Source organism: Exiguobacterium sp. FSL W8-0210, assembly GCF_038006045.1.
Classification (GTDB): domain Bacteria; phylum Bacillota; class Bacilli; order Exiguobacteriales; family Exiguobacteriaceae; genus Exiguobacterium_A.
In genome coordinates this window covers 2,315,962-2,330,697 of record NZ_JBBOUK010000001.1, presented here as the reverse complement: position 1 = coordinate 2,330,697, position 14,736 = coordinate 2,315,962, and the positions used below count along the sequence as shown (strand labels likewise).

The window sequence follows — 14,736 nt, the reverse complement described above, 5'->3', positions numbered from 1 at the left end:
TTCTACTGTCAGCGCACTTTTTTCTCGATCGCGATGATAAACGGGGGATGATTTTGTTGATTCAAGAAACGGTACTGGAGAACGGCATAATCTTGCTGATCAAGGGCTGTGACGTAATCGAGGACAGCGTCGCGTTCACGTTTTCCTTCCAGGTGACCGTGATAGACGACGAGGACGACAAGACCGCCGGGAGCGAGGACTGGGAGGAGGGCATCGAGTGCTTCAAGCGTCTCTTCTCCGGTCGTCGTGATTGATTTGTCGCTTCCAGGCAGGTATCCGAGATTGAAGACACCGGCGCGGACAGGACGTTGTTTGTCCGAAAGACGGGCACCGACATGGATATGGCTTTCATGATAAAGGTCGACGCGTGCTAACATTCCGGCTTCGTCGAGACGTCGCGTCGATTCCTCGATGGCTTGTGCCTGGACGTCGAACGCAAGAACCCTTCCTTCTGGACCGACGCGTTCTGCTAAAAACTGTGTATCATGTCCATTTCCGGCAGTCATATCGACGACGCAGTCTCCGGGTTCGATAACGGACTCGAGTAATTGTTTCGTATAAGGTAGTACACGGGCAAGTGACATGGCATAGACTCCTGTTCCTATGGTCTGTTTTCTAGTAATGGTTCAGTATGTGCAAGATTCTTTCTGCATTATATCATTTTTTGATTCGTTGACGAAAAGCGAAGTGGCTTGACAGCTAGGGGACGGATTGCGTAAAGTGGCAAGGTTGAGAATGAAATAGGAGGACCACAGGTATGCCAAAATTACCAAAAGCGGTCTGGATCCTCGTCCTTGCGATGGCCATCAATACGACGGGATCCTCTTTTTTATGGCCGTTTAATACATTATATATTCATGAATATTTAGGAGAGTCGATGACAAAAGCAGGGATGGCGTTGTTCGTCAACTCGGCCTTAGCAATCGTCGGAAACTACTTAGGTGGAAAAGCGTTTGACCGTCTCGGTGGCAAGAAGACGCTTGTCATCAGTGTCATCGGACTTGTCCTGTCTTCTGTCGGCTTGTTGCTGTTTCATCAGACGTACCTCGGATACGTCGCGATGCTTGGATTGATTGGATTCGTCGGTGGGATGGTTTTTCCGACGATCTACGCGATGACGGGTGTCATTTGGCCTGAAGGCGGGCGTCGTGCCTTTAATGCGATCTATGTCGCACAAAACGTTGGTGTAGCGCTCGGGACAGCTGTCAGCGGTCAAATCGCTGCCTTTTCGATTCAGTACATCTTCATCGCCAATCTTGTCCTCTACATCGCTTTTGCCATCATTTTGTTCGTCGGTTTGTCCTGGATTCAGGCACCGGCTCGGATGCATGCGACCCATGACGAGATCGAAACGACACGCACACCCCTTGCACGCGGTGCGGCACGGACGATGTTGCTCGTCTCGATTGGTTATGCCTTACTTTGGTTCGTTTATGTACAGTGGCAAGGAACCTTTGCTGTACACACGAAATCGCTCGGTGTCACGATTTCCGAATACTCGATTCTTTGGACGATTAACGGAGCACTCATCGTGTTCGCACAACCTTTACTAACACCAATTCTTCGTTGGTTTGGAGATGACTTAAAGCGACAATTGATGACCGGTACAGGAATCTTCCTCTTGTCTTATCTGATCGTTCCGTTCGCAGGAGGATTCAAGATGTTCCTCGTCGCGATGATCATCCTGACGATTGGTGAAATGTTCATCTGGCCAGCGGTTCCTGCCATGGCAGCGAGACTCGCGCCAATCGGAAAAGAAGGAGAATTCCAAGGATACGTCAATATTGCTGCTTCAGCGGGGCGAATGATCAGTCCGACCGTTGGAGGGTTGATCTACGATGTATCCGGTATGTCAGCGGTCTTCTTGACATTGATTGGATTGATTCTGTTAGCGGGCGTCGTCTTCCTTCGTGCCATTCCAAAAATCACATCATGAACATCATCTGTAAGACAGCGGACATTATGACCGCTGTCTTTTGTTACGTCATTAGTTCCAAAATCATAAAATAAACATTTAATAATATGGAATATTTCGGCAAAGAAACGGGTACTTTTTAATCAAGAACTTGAAAAAGAAAGGTCATATGAACGTTGCTTCTTTTTGACTGGAGGTGCACGAATGGAAAGGTGTCAATTCATCACAGATGCCGCAACTTGGACGACACACGTACAGCAACAGCCTCTTGATATCTTCTACAGTCACCAATATGTCACGCTCAACGCTAGACCGTCTGAGCAAGCGGTGCTATTCCGTTATGAAGGTGATGCAGGAACACTGTTCTATCCCTTTTTAAAGCGCCGGATTTTTGATACGCCTTATTCAGATCTCATCACGCCGTATGGCTATGGTGGACCGGAAATCATCGGTCAACTGACTGCGACTGAAATGCAGCATGCACGCTTATTGTTTGAAAGATGGGCAGATCGAGAAGAGATCGTCTCGGAAATAATTCGCTTTAATCCATTGACGGGTAATGAACGCTTCATGCGGGATTGGACGAAAGTCTCCTTCATCCGTCATACGACGAGTATCGATTTACGCCCTTCAATAGAGGACATCATGCAGACATTTCATAAGAAGACGAGAAGTATGATTCGCAAATCGCTTGCCTCTCCTTTAACCGTTAGAACAGGAACACGAGATGACCTACCTGTCTTTGTAGCGTTGTATCATGAAACGATGGACCGAAAGAATGCTTCGACTCATTACTATTTTACGGACAGTTATTTTGAACAATTATTTGAAGCAAATCCACTCTGTGAGCCATTGTTACTGATTGCGGAAATCGACGGAGAACCTGTTGGTGGATACTTCGTATTGCTTGGAAAAGAATATGCCCACGGTCATTTGATTGGGTGTAAGCGGGACGAAGCGAAGATGTTCCCGAATCAGCGACTCGAGTACGAAGCGATTCTTCAGGCGAAAGCACGCGGTCTCGTCGAACAACATCTCGGGGGTGGATATCAAGAACGGGATAGTCTCTTTGAGAGTAAATGCCGTTACACCGGGTATCGTTTATTTGAGTATCATCAAGGAAAATCGATTCTTCAACCAGCCATATACGATCAGTTATGTGTACGATACGGGTCAGATGCTGATTCGGATTATTTTCCAGCTTACCGACAAACCAGTGTCCAAATGGCGACAAGTTAAACAGTAACTAAATGAAGAAGGCGAAACGACTACATCGTGTAGTCGTTTTTTTGATATGCTGAAATCATGATAGATCAATTGAGGGGGATGTGTCTTGAAAAAACGAGGTCTTATTTTTGATATGGATGGGGTCATTTTAGATAGTGAAATTCGCTACTTCGAGGTCCATCAGCAGATGTTCAAAACGTTATCGATTCCGCTCGATCCGATTCAGTATGCGACGTTTATGGGAAAAACAGGTGATGAGATGTGGGAAGAGCTTGTCGCCCAGCATCAGCTAAAAGAAACAGCTAGTGCGTTACTAGAAGAAGAACATCGGTTGTTTCAAATTCATGCAAAACCGGAGGAATGTGGTTTAAAAGAGGGAGTCAAACAAGTCATCGAGCAAGCGGCGTCTCTTGGTTACGATATCGGGATTGCCTCCTCGAGTTCGCTTCAAAAAATCGAACGCGTCATCCGTCATTATAAGCTTCCAATCAAGCATTACGTCAGTGGAGAAGAAGTCGTGCGTTCAAAGCCTGATCCTGCGATTTTTCATCTTGCAGCATCACGAATCGGGCACGCGCCTGAAGATTGTCTCGTCATTGAAGACGCTGCAAACGGGATGATCGGCGCAAAAGCAGCAGGCATGGAAGTGATTGCGCTTCTCGATGATCGGATGCCGATGCAACGTCTAGAACAAGCGGATCATGTAGCACGATCGCATGCAGAAATCGAGGAAATTTTACGGAAGCGTTGACGCTTGAGGAAGAAACAGATTACACTAGGAAAAGATAGTCAATTGCATGGAACTGAAGTAGTAGGGGAAAGGTGCCGTCAAGAGAGCTGGTGGAAGGTGCGAACCAGTCGGTAACAACCGTGAACTCGTCAGGGAGCACGATTCGTGAAGTCGTAGTAGCGAATCCGGTCTTTCACACCGTTATCCGTGAATCAAGCGGTCTGTCATAGACAGACAACGTGGGTGGTACCGCGGAAGCCAAACCGGTCTTTCGTCCCTATTCCTAGGGGCGGAGGACCGGTTTTTTTAGATTAGAGGAGGAAAAGACATGCCGTACAATCATCGCGAAATCGAACCAAAATGGCAGGCGCGTTGGGATCAAGACAACGCCTTCGTCACGACAGAAGATCCAGAAAAAGAAGGGTTTTATGCCCTTGATATGTTCCCGTATCCGTCAGGTGCCGGTCTCCACGTCGGTCACCCGGAAGGCTACACAGCAACGGATATCCTCGCACGGATGAAACGGATGCAAGGATATAACGTCCTTCACCCGATGGGATGGGATGCGTTTGGATTACCAGCAGAGCAATATGCCCTCGATACAGGGAATGACCCACGTGAATTCACAGCGAAAAACATCGAGACGTTCAAGCGTCAGTTGAAAGAACTTGGATTCTCCTATGACTGGGATCGTGAAATCAACACGACAGATCCGAAGTACTACAAATGGACACAGTGGATCTTTACGAAGTTGTATGAAAAAGGACTTGCGTTCGTGGACGAAGTCGCGGTCAACTGGTGCCCAGCACTCGGAACCGTTCTTGCGAATGAAGAAGTCATCGACGGATTATCTGAACGCGGAAATCATCCGGTCGTGCGTGTCCCGATGCGTCAATGGGTCTTGAAAATCACGGAATATGCGGATCGTCTTCTTGAAGATCTCGATGACCTCGATTGGCCGGATTCTGTCAAAGAGATGCAACGGAACTGGATCGGAAAATCAGAAGGTGCTGAAATCGACTTCACGATTGATGGACACAAAAAACAAGTCACGGTCTTTACGACACGTCCGGACACAATCTTTGGTGCGACGTACCTCGTGCTTGCGCCGGAGCATCCATTCGTAGCTGACATCACGACAGCGGATCACAAGGAAGCCGTCGATACGTACATTTCGCAAGTCCAAACGAAGTCGGACCTCGAGCGGACGGATTTAGCGAAGGAAAAAACAGGCGTCTTCACGGGTGCTTTCGCCGTCAATCCAATCTCAGGTGATCGTCTTCCAATCTGGATCGCTGATTATGTCCTTGCTTCGTACGGAACGGGTGCAATCATGGCGGTCCCAGGACACGATGAGCGCGATCATGAATTCGCGAAACAATTCGACTTGCCAATCGTTGAAGTCGTCGCGGGTGGAAACGTCGATGAAGCAGCCTATACAGGAGAGGGCGAACACGTCAACTCGCATATGCTTGATGGTCTTGGAAAACAAGAAGCAATCGAGACGATGATTGCTGAACTCGAAACGAATCAAGTCGGACGTAAGAAAATCACGTATCGTCTCCGCGACTGGTTGTTCAGTCGTCAACGGTATTGGGGCGAGCCGATTCCAGTCGTTCATATGGAAGATGGTTCGATGAAGACGCTCAGTCAAGAGGAGTTACCGCTTGAACTTCCAATCATTCCGGAAATCAAACCGTCTGGTACAGGCGAATCACCACTTGCGCTTGCGGAAGACTGGTTGGATTATACGGATCCTGAAACAGGAATGAAAGGGCGTCGCGAGACGAATACGATGCCACAATGGGGCGGAAGCTGCTGGTATTATCTCCGTTTCATCGATCCGCACAATGAAGAGGCGATCGCGGATCCAGAAAAATTAAAATACTGGCTTCCAGTCGATATTTACATCGGTGGTGCGGAACACGCCGTTCTCCACTTGTTGTATGCGCGCTTCTGGCATAAAGTCTTGTATGATGCAGGCGTCGTACCAACAAAAGAACCATTCCAGAAGTTGTACAACCAAGGGATGATTCTTGGAGAGAACAACGAGAAGATGTCGAAATCACGCGGTAACGTCATTAATCCGGATGAAATCGTTAAATCGCATGGTGCGGATACATTACGCTTGTACGAAATGTTCATGGGACCACTCGATGCATCAGTTGCCTGGTCGGAGAACGGTCTTGACGGGGCGCGTCGTTTCCTCGATCGTGTCTGGCGCTTGTTCGAACGGACAGCAGACATTCAGGACGTCACAGAAGTCGATGCTGACTTCGAGCGGACGTACCACCAGACAGTCAAGAAGGTCACGGAAGACTTCGCGAACATCCAGTTCAACACCGGAATTTCGCAACTCATGGTCTTCGTCAACGAAGCAAACAAACAGCCGGTTCTTCCACGTCACTTCCTTCGTGGATTCATCCAATTGTTAACGCCAGTCGCACCACACCTTGGTGAAGAACTCTGGGAACAACTTGGATTTGAAGAGACATTGACGTATGCAGCATGGCCAACATTCGATGAATCGAAACTCGTCAGCGATACGATGGAATTCGTCATTCAAGTGAACGGAAAGGTTCGCTCGAAAATCGAAATCAACATCGATGCGACAAAAGAAGAAATCGAAGCACTTGCCTTTGCTGATGAAAAGACACAAGAATGGATCGGCGACAAAACAGTTCGTAAAGTCATCGTCGTACCGAAAAAATTAATCAATATCGTGGCAAACTAATCCATAGCCCCTTTCATTCGTTTGATGCGAATGGAGGGGGTTTCTTCATTTCCGTCGCAAGTCCGCTTTTTTTTTCAACGACCTTCTGCTACACTGAATCAGAAACCGAGAAAGAAAGGCGAGTACCATCAATGAAACGATCTTATATAGTCTATACAACGATTTTTGCTGTCGTTTCGGGGTTGATCCTTTGCGTACTGCTCGTCTTCTCGAAGCCGGAGACGTTATCACGTATTCAAGAAACGTTCGCGAAAATCGAGACGCAATCAAAGCATCAGGCAGCCGTTAAACAGGTGCCACCGAAAACGCCTTCAGCTATTCCGAACCCGGAAGAGCCATTAATCAAAAATGTCCAACACATGTTATATGATGATTCCATTGGTTCGTACCTCGTCGTCACAGACGATTATCGTTTCTTTGAAATCAGTGGAACCGGAGAACGCATCAACGCATCTTTCCAGTTAGAAGAAGGAAAGTTGTTGCTCGCTGGTTTAGACGGTATGACGCTCGTTGACGGGGAGACAGTCGCGCTATTGACGTCGAATCAGATTCTGGTCACGATTACGCGAAAAGACGGTGTCTGGAGCGAAGAAAAACGTGAAAAAGTACAAGGAACGACGATACGGGATAGTTTCCATGGTCTTGGATATGATGCGAAGAAAAAAGAATTCTATACGATTAATCATATTCGAGCACTGGGACGAGTCGAGGTGACTTATTTCGCGATGAAAGAGGATAAGATCAAGATTGATCCTGACGCCTCGGAAAAGAAAAAACGTGCATTGAAGAAAAAACAGAAACCGCCTTATCTGTCAGTCATCAAACGTGAGAAGATTGAAGCGGCGAGTGGGATGCGAAGTGATGCGAAGAAATCGTTCGAGTCCGAGTTCCGTCCGATTGGTCTTGCTGAACGACAAGGTCGGATCTACACACTCGATTCAGAAGCGCTCTATCTCTATTCGATCGATCGAAAGGACAAAACGATCACGGGCGAGACAGCCAGTCCGAAAGTATATGGTTCGAAAGGGATTTTCGTGCAAGATAATGAGTTGTTCGCATTAGTCGTCACGGATAAATTCTCAAGCCGATCGTTTACACCGATTGATTAAATCCTGACAGAACAAGACCCGATTCCTCTGCTAAGCAGAAGAATCGGGTCTTGTTCATATTAAAAGACAGTATCACGTGCCATCTCTGCGGCGTGACTACCGGCGCAATGACCCGTCACGAATGCAGCGGTGATGTTGTAACCACCTGTATAGCCGTGGATATCAAGAATCTCCCCGGCAAAGAATAACCGCTCCGCTTTTTTCGACATCATCGTCTTTGGATCAATCTCTTTGATTGAGACGCCACCACCCGTGACGAAAGCTTTATCAAAGTCGAGCGTTCCCGTTGCTTTAAGTGGGAATCGCTTTAATTTTTGCAAGAAGTCCGTCCAGTCCTGTTTCTTGACTTGTGTGCAGACTTCATCGCCAAAGCCGATTTGAGCAAATAAAAGTTCAAGCAGACGTTCCGGCACGAAGCCGCGGAGAGCGTTGCGTACCGTTTTCTTGGGATTTGCTGCAAGCGCGGCTTGGAAGCGTTCGGTTAACGCACCGAGTGATTCGTCCGGGAAGAGATCGATTGATAAATGGACAATCGTCTCCTTCGAACGTTTGCGCTCCTTGATCGTGTACTGGCTACAGCGTAAAGCAATCGGACCGCTTAAACCGAAGTGGGTAAAGAGTAAGTCACCCGTGTGTGTTTTGATTGCTTTATCTTTTTTGCCGTGGACCGTTAAGGCGACGTCACGTAGCGACAGCCCTTGTAATGTTTTTTCATGAATGAACGTATCACCTAACAAAATCGGAACTTCCGTTGGGAAGAGTTCCGTGATCGTATGACCCGCCTTTTCAGCCCACGGGTAGCCGTCACCTGTCGAACCGGTATGTGGAACGGATTGTCCGCCGACTGCAACGATGCAACTTTTTGCTTCAAGACGCATGCCATTTTCTAAGATGACAGCTGCAAAAGAACCGTCTGGATGGAAGTCGAGCGTAGCGACCTGCGCGTCTGTTTGAATCTCGGCACCATGCGCGCGGATTTGATCGATCAATACACGGACGACATCTGCTGCTTTATCCGAGACAGGAAACATCCGTCCATTGTCCTCTTCTTTGAGGGCGACACCAAACCCTTCGAAGAGTTCGATGATCGATTCATTATTGAATTGAGAAAAGGCACTATAAAGGAAACGTCCGTTTCCTGGAATCGACTGGACGAGTTCATCGAGTGGTTTTCGGTTCGTGACGTTACAACGTCCGCCGCCAGAGATCGCAAGCTTCCGACCTAATTTATTTCCTTTATCAAGCAGGAGTGTTCGAGCTCCAGCCTGTAAAGAGGCGAGCGTTGCCATCAAGCCGCTCGGTCCGCCTCCGATTACGATTACATCGTACATAAGGTCACCTCATTCATAGAATTCTGCTTGTTTCACTTTAGCAGAAGTTGCGACTGTAAACAAACCGTCTCTTTCAATTCAAGATAGACAGCGGTATAATGATTTGCAATTGTGTACGAGAGAACTTGTATAATGAGACAGTCACGATCAGAGTGTCGAGTTTAAAAATTAGAAAGCGTGAGGGATGTTACCATGTCCACAGTCAGTAATAAGCAGTCTACTTCTTCCGGCAATTCAGGATTCGTTCGTGGAACGATGCTCCTGTCCGGTGCGTCACTGATTTCCCGCGCACTGGGTTTGATTTATCTCTTTCCGTTTCAGTTCATGGTCGGCGCGACAGGCATCATGTTCTATACCTATGCCTATAACTATTATGCAATCATGATCGGACTTGCGACAGCGGGGATTCCTGTCGCCGTCTCGAAATTCGTCGCCAAATACAATGCATTAGGAGAATATGATACGAGTGAACGGTTATATCGGTCTGGTCTGAAAATCATGTCCTTGACCGGGATTGTTTCCTTCCTCGCTTTATTCTTTCTCGCACCGTATTTAGCACATCGGGCCATTCCAGGTGGTGACGTTGATTCAGCAGCCTACGTTGATGCCGTCACGATGACGATTCGTGGCGTGAGTTTCGCTTTACTCTTGATTCCACCGATGAGTATGACCCGAGGTTACTTCCAAGGATATCAATCGATGGGACCAACAGCGATTTCGCAAATCTTGGAACAAATCGTCCGGATCATCTTCCTGCTTGCAGGAGTCAGCATCGCGATTTATATCTTTGATTCAGGTGCAGCATTTGCCGCAACGATTGCAACGTTCAGTGCATTCATTGGTGCAATCGGTAGTGTCGCAGTTCTGATCTATTATTTCCGCAAACGTGCCAGCGGCTTGCAGGAACTACGTGCTACTCAAACCGTCCGTTCGCCGGATCGCCCGTTAACGGATTTGTATAAGGAATTATTGACGTATGCGATTCCAATCGTCATGGTCGGTCTTTCGACACCCCTTTATCAAGTCATCGACCAGAATACGATGAATGCCGCATTACAAAGTATCGGTTACACGCTCGAAGCGGCCGGAAACGCGACTGCCTATCTGATTGCGGATAGTCATAAGATCGTCTTGATTCCGGTGTCGGTCGCAACAGGATTGTCATTATCTGCGACTCCACTGTTGACCGCCTCCTTTACGCAAGGGGATATGCGGAAAGTACGGGCTCAAATCTCACAGATTTATCAACTCGTCTTTTTCGTGACGATTCCGGCAGTCGTCGGGATGATTCTCCTTAGTGAAGAAACGTTCCATGTACTCTTCCCGAAAGATCAAGCGGCCTGGGTTTATCTATTAAGTTATGCGCCGAGTGCGTTGTTCCTTGCCTTGTATTCTGTTACGGCAGCCGTCCTTCAAGGAATTAACCGTCAGTACTTCACGATCATCGCAACATTTGCTGGACTACTTGCGAAGTATCTCTTGAATGCGCCGTTGATTCATTTGACTGGTGATGGAACGGGTGCTGGTTATGCGACGATCATTGGTTATCTCGTTGCGACGGGATTGATGTTCTTCCGGATCACACAAACGGTGAAGTTCCCATTCAGTACGGTCTTGCGCCGGACATCTTTGATTCTAATCATCAGTGCATTGATGGGAGCAGGTGTTGCACTCGTGAAGTGGGGAATGGTGTCCTTCTTACCAGAGACGACATGGGCATCTCTGTTGATCCTGATCATTGGTGCGGCAGTTGGAATCGTGATTTTCGCTGGACTCTCGATTTGGAGTGGATTAGCAGAAGTCGTATTAGGACGTAAAATTTCATTGAAACGAGGACGAGGTCATGCGTCTAGATAAACTATTATCCAACATGGGGGCAGGCTCCCGAAAAGAAGTAAAACTTTTGCTCAAGGCAGGGGCAATTCAAGTCGATGGTGAGATCGTACGTGATCCGAAACAACATGTCGATGTCGAGACGCAACAGGTTCTGATGTACGGCGAATCGGTCACGTATCAAAAATACATCTACTTGATGATGAATAAACCACCGGGTGTCATTAGTGCGACGGAGGATAAACGAGATGAGACCGTCATTGATCTATTGTTTGAAGACGTGACGTATTTCAAACCATTTCCGGTCGGACGACTTGATAAGGATACAGAAGGCTTATTGTTACTGACAAACGATGGAGCGTTCAATCATGCCTTGATGTCTCCGAAGAAACACGTCGAAAAAACGTATTACGCGGAAGTGACAGGTGTATTGACGCAAGAAGACGTCGAGGCAATTGCGGAAGGCGTCACCTTAGAAGACGGTTATCAAGCAAAGCCAGGAAAACTCGTCATCTTATCGACGACAGAAACAGATTCAACGCTTGAATTGACGATCACAGAAGGGAAATTCCATCAAGTCAAACGGATGATGCTTGCCCTCGGTAAAGAGGTCACGTTCTTGAAACGACGCTCGATTGGTCGCTTGGAGCTTGATCCGGCACTTGAACTCGGGGACTACCGTGAACTGACACAAGAGGAATTGGCGTTATTTGATTGGCTACCTGAATAAGCAAAACGAAAGAGGCTGGGACATAACTCAGTTTCACAAACGAAAGGTCCTCGAAACGTGTAGTCGTTTCGAGGGCCTTGTTCTATGACGAAAAACCGATTCTGAATAAACAAATAAGGACAACCTCTGATAAAGTTAAAGTGACTAAACTATAACCATCGGAGGTGCCCTTATGTTTAAAGATTATAACATGAACCAGCTGGTTCTGCCCTTAGATTTAGAAGTTCGTCTTCAAGAAAATGATATCGCGTTCGCTGTCCATCATCTCGTCGAATCCATTCCGGATGATGTTTTCGATCCTTTCATGCGGACGACGGGATGCCCTGCTTATCATCCGCGGATGATGATGAAAATCATTTTATGTGCCTACACACAGTCGGTCTTCTCCGGTCGGAAGATTGAAGGATTACTATCCGATAGTCTGCGGATGATGTGGCTAGCGCAAGGGAATGCGCCGAGCTATCGTACCATCAACCGTTTTCGAGTGCATCCCGCAGTCACTCCAATCTTGAAGCAAGCCTTCGTTACCTTCCGTTGCCATCTCGTCGAGATGGGAGAAATCAATGAAGAAGCCATCTTTATCGATGGTACAAAGCTAGAGGCGAATGCGAACCGATACACCTTTGTTTGGCGGAAATCGATCGAACGTCATAGTTCGTCTCTCGTGGACAAATCGAATCGTATCTATGACAACCTCGTCGAACAAGACATCCTACCGGAAATTGAACGAGAAAGCCCGGACGAGCTCACTCTCTCAGAACTCGAACACATGGGTGAAGCTTTAGACGCACATATCGCTTCCATCAACCAAAAAATCGAGGCGAGTTCGGATACTCAAGAAAGAAAACGTCTACGTTCTGAACGGAAGGAACCACGTCTCCTTCGAAAGGAGATTACAGATTTCATCGAGCGGAAACAGAGATACGCCCTCCAAAAGAGGACGCTCGCTGGACGGAACAGCTATTCGAAAACAGACACAGACGCGACGTTCATGCGAATGAAGGAAGATCATATGCAAAATGGACAACTCAAGCCAGGCTATAACGTTCAAATCGCGACCGAAGGACAGTACACACTCGCTTATGATATTTATCCGAATCCGACGGATGCCCGGACGTTACTCCCCTTTTTAGATGAGATCAGCTCATATTTACCACTACCACCGCATATCGTTGCGGATGCCGGCTATGGGAGTCAGGAGAATTATCAGGATATTCTGATGCGCCGAGGGCGCATTCCACTCATCCCTTATACGATGTTCGAAAAAGAAAAGTCTCGAAAATGGCGCAATGATCCATTTAACACAGTAAACTGGTCTTATGATGAAAGGTCGGATCGTTTTGTGTGCCCTAATGGACAGGACGTAACATTCCGTTACATGTCCAAGAGAACAGATCGGTACGGATTCACGCGTGATTTCAAGGTGTATGAAAGCGAAGGGTGTGATGGCTGCCCGTTTCGCTCCCGTTGTACCAAGGCCAAAGAGGGTCGTCACCGACAGGTACACATAAACACTTCATGGGAAGAACAAAAAGAACAGATGAAAAAATGGCTTTCAGATCAAAAAACAGGATCCCTCTATGCGAAACGGAAGATAGACGTGGAACCAGTTTTTGGATATCTGAAGGCTAATTTGAGTTTCACTCGCTTTTCTGTGAGAGGAAAAGCGAAGGTGAAGCGTGAGCTCGGCTTCATCCTCATGGCCGTAAATTTAAGAAAATGGCTCATCCAAAGCGTTGCCCGAAGGGCAACTTGACGCGAGACAATGAAAAAAGAAGGAATTGCACATCCTGAGTGATGGCAATTCCTTCTTCTCGTTAAATTCAGCTAGTTATGTCCCAGCCTCTTTATTGTGGGATTCAATTATTGATTACGTAGTGCTTCTGCGATCGGATAAGGACCGCTGAGTACTTCGAATACACGAGACTGTGTCGGGTGATCAATCAAGTGAACGAACAGCGCCGCCACATCGTCACGAGACACCTTACGATCTTCGTGTGAATCAAAATGCTCTTTCGTTTCGACAGTGCCTGCCGGGTCGTCGTAGCTGAGTGGACCAGGACGGACGATCGTATAATTGAGTCCGCTTTCCTGTAGGTGTGCGTCTGCTGTTGCTTTCGATTCGAGATATACTTTCAATTCACCTTTTGGTTCTTCTGTACCGACTGAACTGAGCATCAGGAAACGATCGATCCCGTTCGCTTTTGCTGCATCGATGACTTTGATTGCACCTTCTTGATCGACGGCGCGTGTTAATTCGTCCGATGCGCCACCAGCACCCGCTGCAAAGATGACGACGTCCGCATTACTGATGACACCACTGACATCCTTCGTCAAATCCCCAAGTCTGACTTCAGATGCACCGAGTGCAATCAAATCGTTGATTTGATTTTCTTCCCGTACGACCGCGATTGCTTGATGATCACCTTGTTTAGCGATCAATTCGACCATCTTGCGTCCCGTTGTTCCGTTTGCTCCAATGATTAAAATGTTCATTCTTCTCAACTCCTTCTCCCAATAGCTATACCCCACGTTTTAAAAAAGATAACAAAAAAAGACGCGAAGAATCGCGTCGTCGAAAGATATACATAGTGAAACAGTGGATCAACCCGCTTGCTTTTGTTTCTTGCTCGACGTCCATGTACCGCGTCGAGGGCTCACAATGAGATTGTTGTATTCGAGCACGTTCAAATCCCGCTGAACGGTCCTTGAAGTGATGCCAAACTCTTCAACCAACTCTGCTGTCGTAGTAGCTCCGTTCTCTTGGATGTAGAGATAAATCGATTTAATCCGGGTCAACATACGGTCTGTAGAATCTTTCATTGGTATAACCACTCCCCCAATGGATAGAATAGTGTTCTAAAGCTTCGGGTGACAAAAGACAATGCAATATCCAGTTGTTTCGCCTTTAGTATAACGTTTTGATATTAAAATGCAAGTAATTTAACCGAACGTTTTCATAAAAAACATATTCAAATGGTTTGTAAAGTCGACGATTCAAGTTTTATTTCAGATGAATGTTCGTCATTTCAATAAATAAAAAAGAAAACAGAATTTGGATGTTCGTATCTGAACGAATATTCGCTATACTAGGAAGGTGTATAGGAAACGAATCCAAAACCAGTAA

Annotated in this window: 12 protein-coding genes and 1 other annotated feature; of the genes, 8 read left to right on the top strand and 4 right to left on the bottom strand. The window is 47.0% G+C overall.

The window, feature by feature from the left end:
- Positions 1-8 precede the first annotated feature (8 nt).
- Positions 9-605 (bottom strand): class I SAM-dependent methyltransferase, encoded by a 597-nt coding sequence (locus MKY22_RS12185; RefSeq protein ID WP_341090136.1) that lies wholly within the window; start codon positions 603-605, stop codon positions 9-11.
- A gap of 152 nt (positions 606-757) precedes the next feature.
- Here MKY22_RS12185 and MKY22_RS12180 point away from each other — a divergent pair, with 152 nt between their 5' ends.
- From MKY22_RS12180 to MKY22_RS12160, 5 genes are all read left to right on the top strand, one after another.
- Complete coding sequence (locus MKY22_RS12180) at positions 758-1,936, top strand: MDR family MFS transporter (protein WP_290779161.1); 1,179 nt, start codon at positions 758-760, stop codon at positions 1,934-1,936.
- 183 nt (positions 1,937-2,119) lie between these two features.
- The gene (locus MKY22_RS12175; protein WP_341088958.1) at positions 2,120-3,154 is read left to right on the top strand and encodes a peptidoglycan bridge formation glycyltransferase FemA/FemB family protein; all 1,035 of its coding nucleotides are present in this window, start codon (positions 2,120-2,122) and stop codon (positions 3,152-3,154) included.
- 94 nt (positions 3,155-3,248) lie between these two features.
- A complete protein-coding gene (locus tag MKY22_RS12170) occupies positions 3,249-3,893 on the top strand; it encodes an HAD family hydrolase (RefSeq protein ID WP_290779168.1) in 645 nt (214 codons plus the stop codon).
- Positions 3,894-3,931: 38 nt separating this feature from the next.
- Positions 3,932-4,154, top strand: a binding site (T-box leader).
- Between the two features lie 46 nt (positions 4,155-4,200).
- Positions 4,201-6,606, top strand: coding sequence for a leucine--tRNA ligase (leuS, locus tag MKY22_RS12165; protein ID WP_029342384.1), 2,406 nt, complete (start codon positions 4,201-4,203; stop codon positions 6,604-6,606).
- A 131-nt stretch (positions 6,607-6,737) separates the two neighbouring features.
- Entirely contained in the window at positions 6,738-7,715 is a 978-nt protein-coding gene (locus MKY22_RS12160) for a hypothetical protein (protein ID WP_149427738.1), read from the top strand.
- Between the two features lie 59 nt (positions 7,716-7,774).
- Here the strand turns inward: MKY22_RS12160 and MKY22_RS12155 are convergent, their stop codons facing one another.
- Positions 7,775-9,046, bottom strand: coding sequence for a BaiN/RdsA family NAD(P)/FAD-dependent oxidoreductase (locus MKY22_RS12155; protein WP_050678607.1), 1,272 nt, complete (start codon positions 9,044-9,046; stop codon positions 7,775-7,777).
- 192 nt (positions 9,047-9,238) lie between these two features.
- Here MKY22_RS12155 and MKY22_RS12150 point away from each other — a divergent pair, with 192 nt between their 5' ends.
- The 3 genes from MKY22_RS12150 (at position 9,239) to MKY22_RS12140 (ending at position 13,365) form a co-directional block, all read left to right on the top strand.
- Positions 9,239-10,903: a putative polysaccharide biosynthesis protein gene (locus MKY22_RS12150; RefSeq protein WP_290779175.1), complete on the top strand. Its 1,665-nt coding sequence runs from the start codon at positions 9,239-9,241 to the stop codon at positions 10,901-10,903.
- Positions 10,890-11,609: a pseudouridine synthase gene (locus tag MKY22_RS12145; protein WP_290779178.1), complete on the top strand. Its 720-nt coding sequence runs from the start codon at positions 10,890-10,892 to the stop codon at positions 11,607-11,609. The genes MKY22_RS12150 and MKY22_RS12145 overlap by 14 nt, the downstream gene beginning before the upstream one ends.
- Before the next feature lie 172 nt (positions 11,610-11,781).
- Positions 11,782-13,365, top strand: coding sequence for an IS1182 family transposase (locus MKY22_RS12140; RefSeq protein ID WP_341086759.1), 1,584 nt, complete (start codon positions 11,782-11,784; stop codon positions 13,363-13,365).
- Between the two features lie 107 nt (positions 13,366-13,472).
- Here the strand turns inward: MKY22_RS12140 and MKY22_RS12135 are convergent, their stop codons facing one another.
- The gene (locus tag MKY22_RS12135) at positions 13,473-14,105 is read right to left on the bottom strand and encodes an SDR family oxidoreductase (protein ID WP_341088957.1); all 633 of its coding nucleotides are present in this window, start codon (positions 14,103-14,105) and stop codon (positions 13,473-13,475) included.
- Between the two features lie 108 nt (positions 14,106-14,213).
- On the bottom strand, positions 14,214-14,432 hold the full coding sequence (locus MKY22_RS12130; protein WP_023469095.1) for a DeoR family transcriptional regulator: 219 nt from the start codon (positions 14,430-14,432) through the stop codon (positions 14,214-14,216).
- Positions 14,433-14,736: the final 304 nt, after the last annotated feature.

Coding starts and splice junctions, on each gene's coding strand:
- MKY22_RS12160 (WP_149427738.1), top strand. CDS start 6,738: ATGAAACGATCTTATATAGTCTATACAACGATTTTTGCTGTCGTTTCG.
- MKY22_RS12175 (WP_341088958.1), top strand. CDS start 2,120: ATGGAAAGGTGTCAATTCATCACAGATGCCGCAACTTGGACGACACAC.
- MKY22_RS12180 (WP_290779161.1), top strand. CDS start 758: ATGCCAAAATTACCAAAAGCGGTCTGGATCCTCGTCCTTGCGATGGCC.
- MKY22_RS12135 (WP_341088957.1), bottom strand. CDS start 14,105: ATGAACATTTTAATCATTGGAGCAAACGGAACAACGGGACGCAAGATG.
- MKY22_RS12140 (WP_341086759.1), top strand. CDS start 11,782: ATGTTTAAAGATTATAACATGAACCAGCTGGTTCTGCCCTTAGATTTA.
- MKY22_RS12145 (WP_290779178.1), top strand. CDS start 10,890: ATGCGTCTAGATAAACTATTATCCAACATGGGGGCAGGCTCCCGAAAA.
- leuS (WP_029342384.1), top strand. CDS start 4,201: ATGCCGTACAATCATCGCGAAATCGAACCAAAATGGCAGGCGCGTTGG.
- MKY22_RS12155 (WP_050678607.1), bottom strand. CDS start 9,046: ATGTACGATGTAATCGTAATCGGAGGCGGACCGAGCGGCTTGATGGCA.
- MKY22_RS12150 (WP_290779175.1), top strand. CDS start 9,239: ATGTCCACAGTCAGTAATAAGCAGTCTACTTCTTCCGGCAATTCAGGA.
- MKY22_RS12130 (WP_023469095.1), bottom strand. CDS start 14,432: ATGAAAGATTCTACAGACCGTATGTTGACCCGGATTAAATCGATTTAT.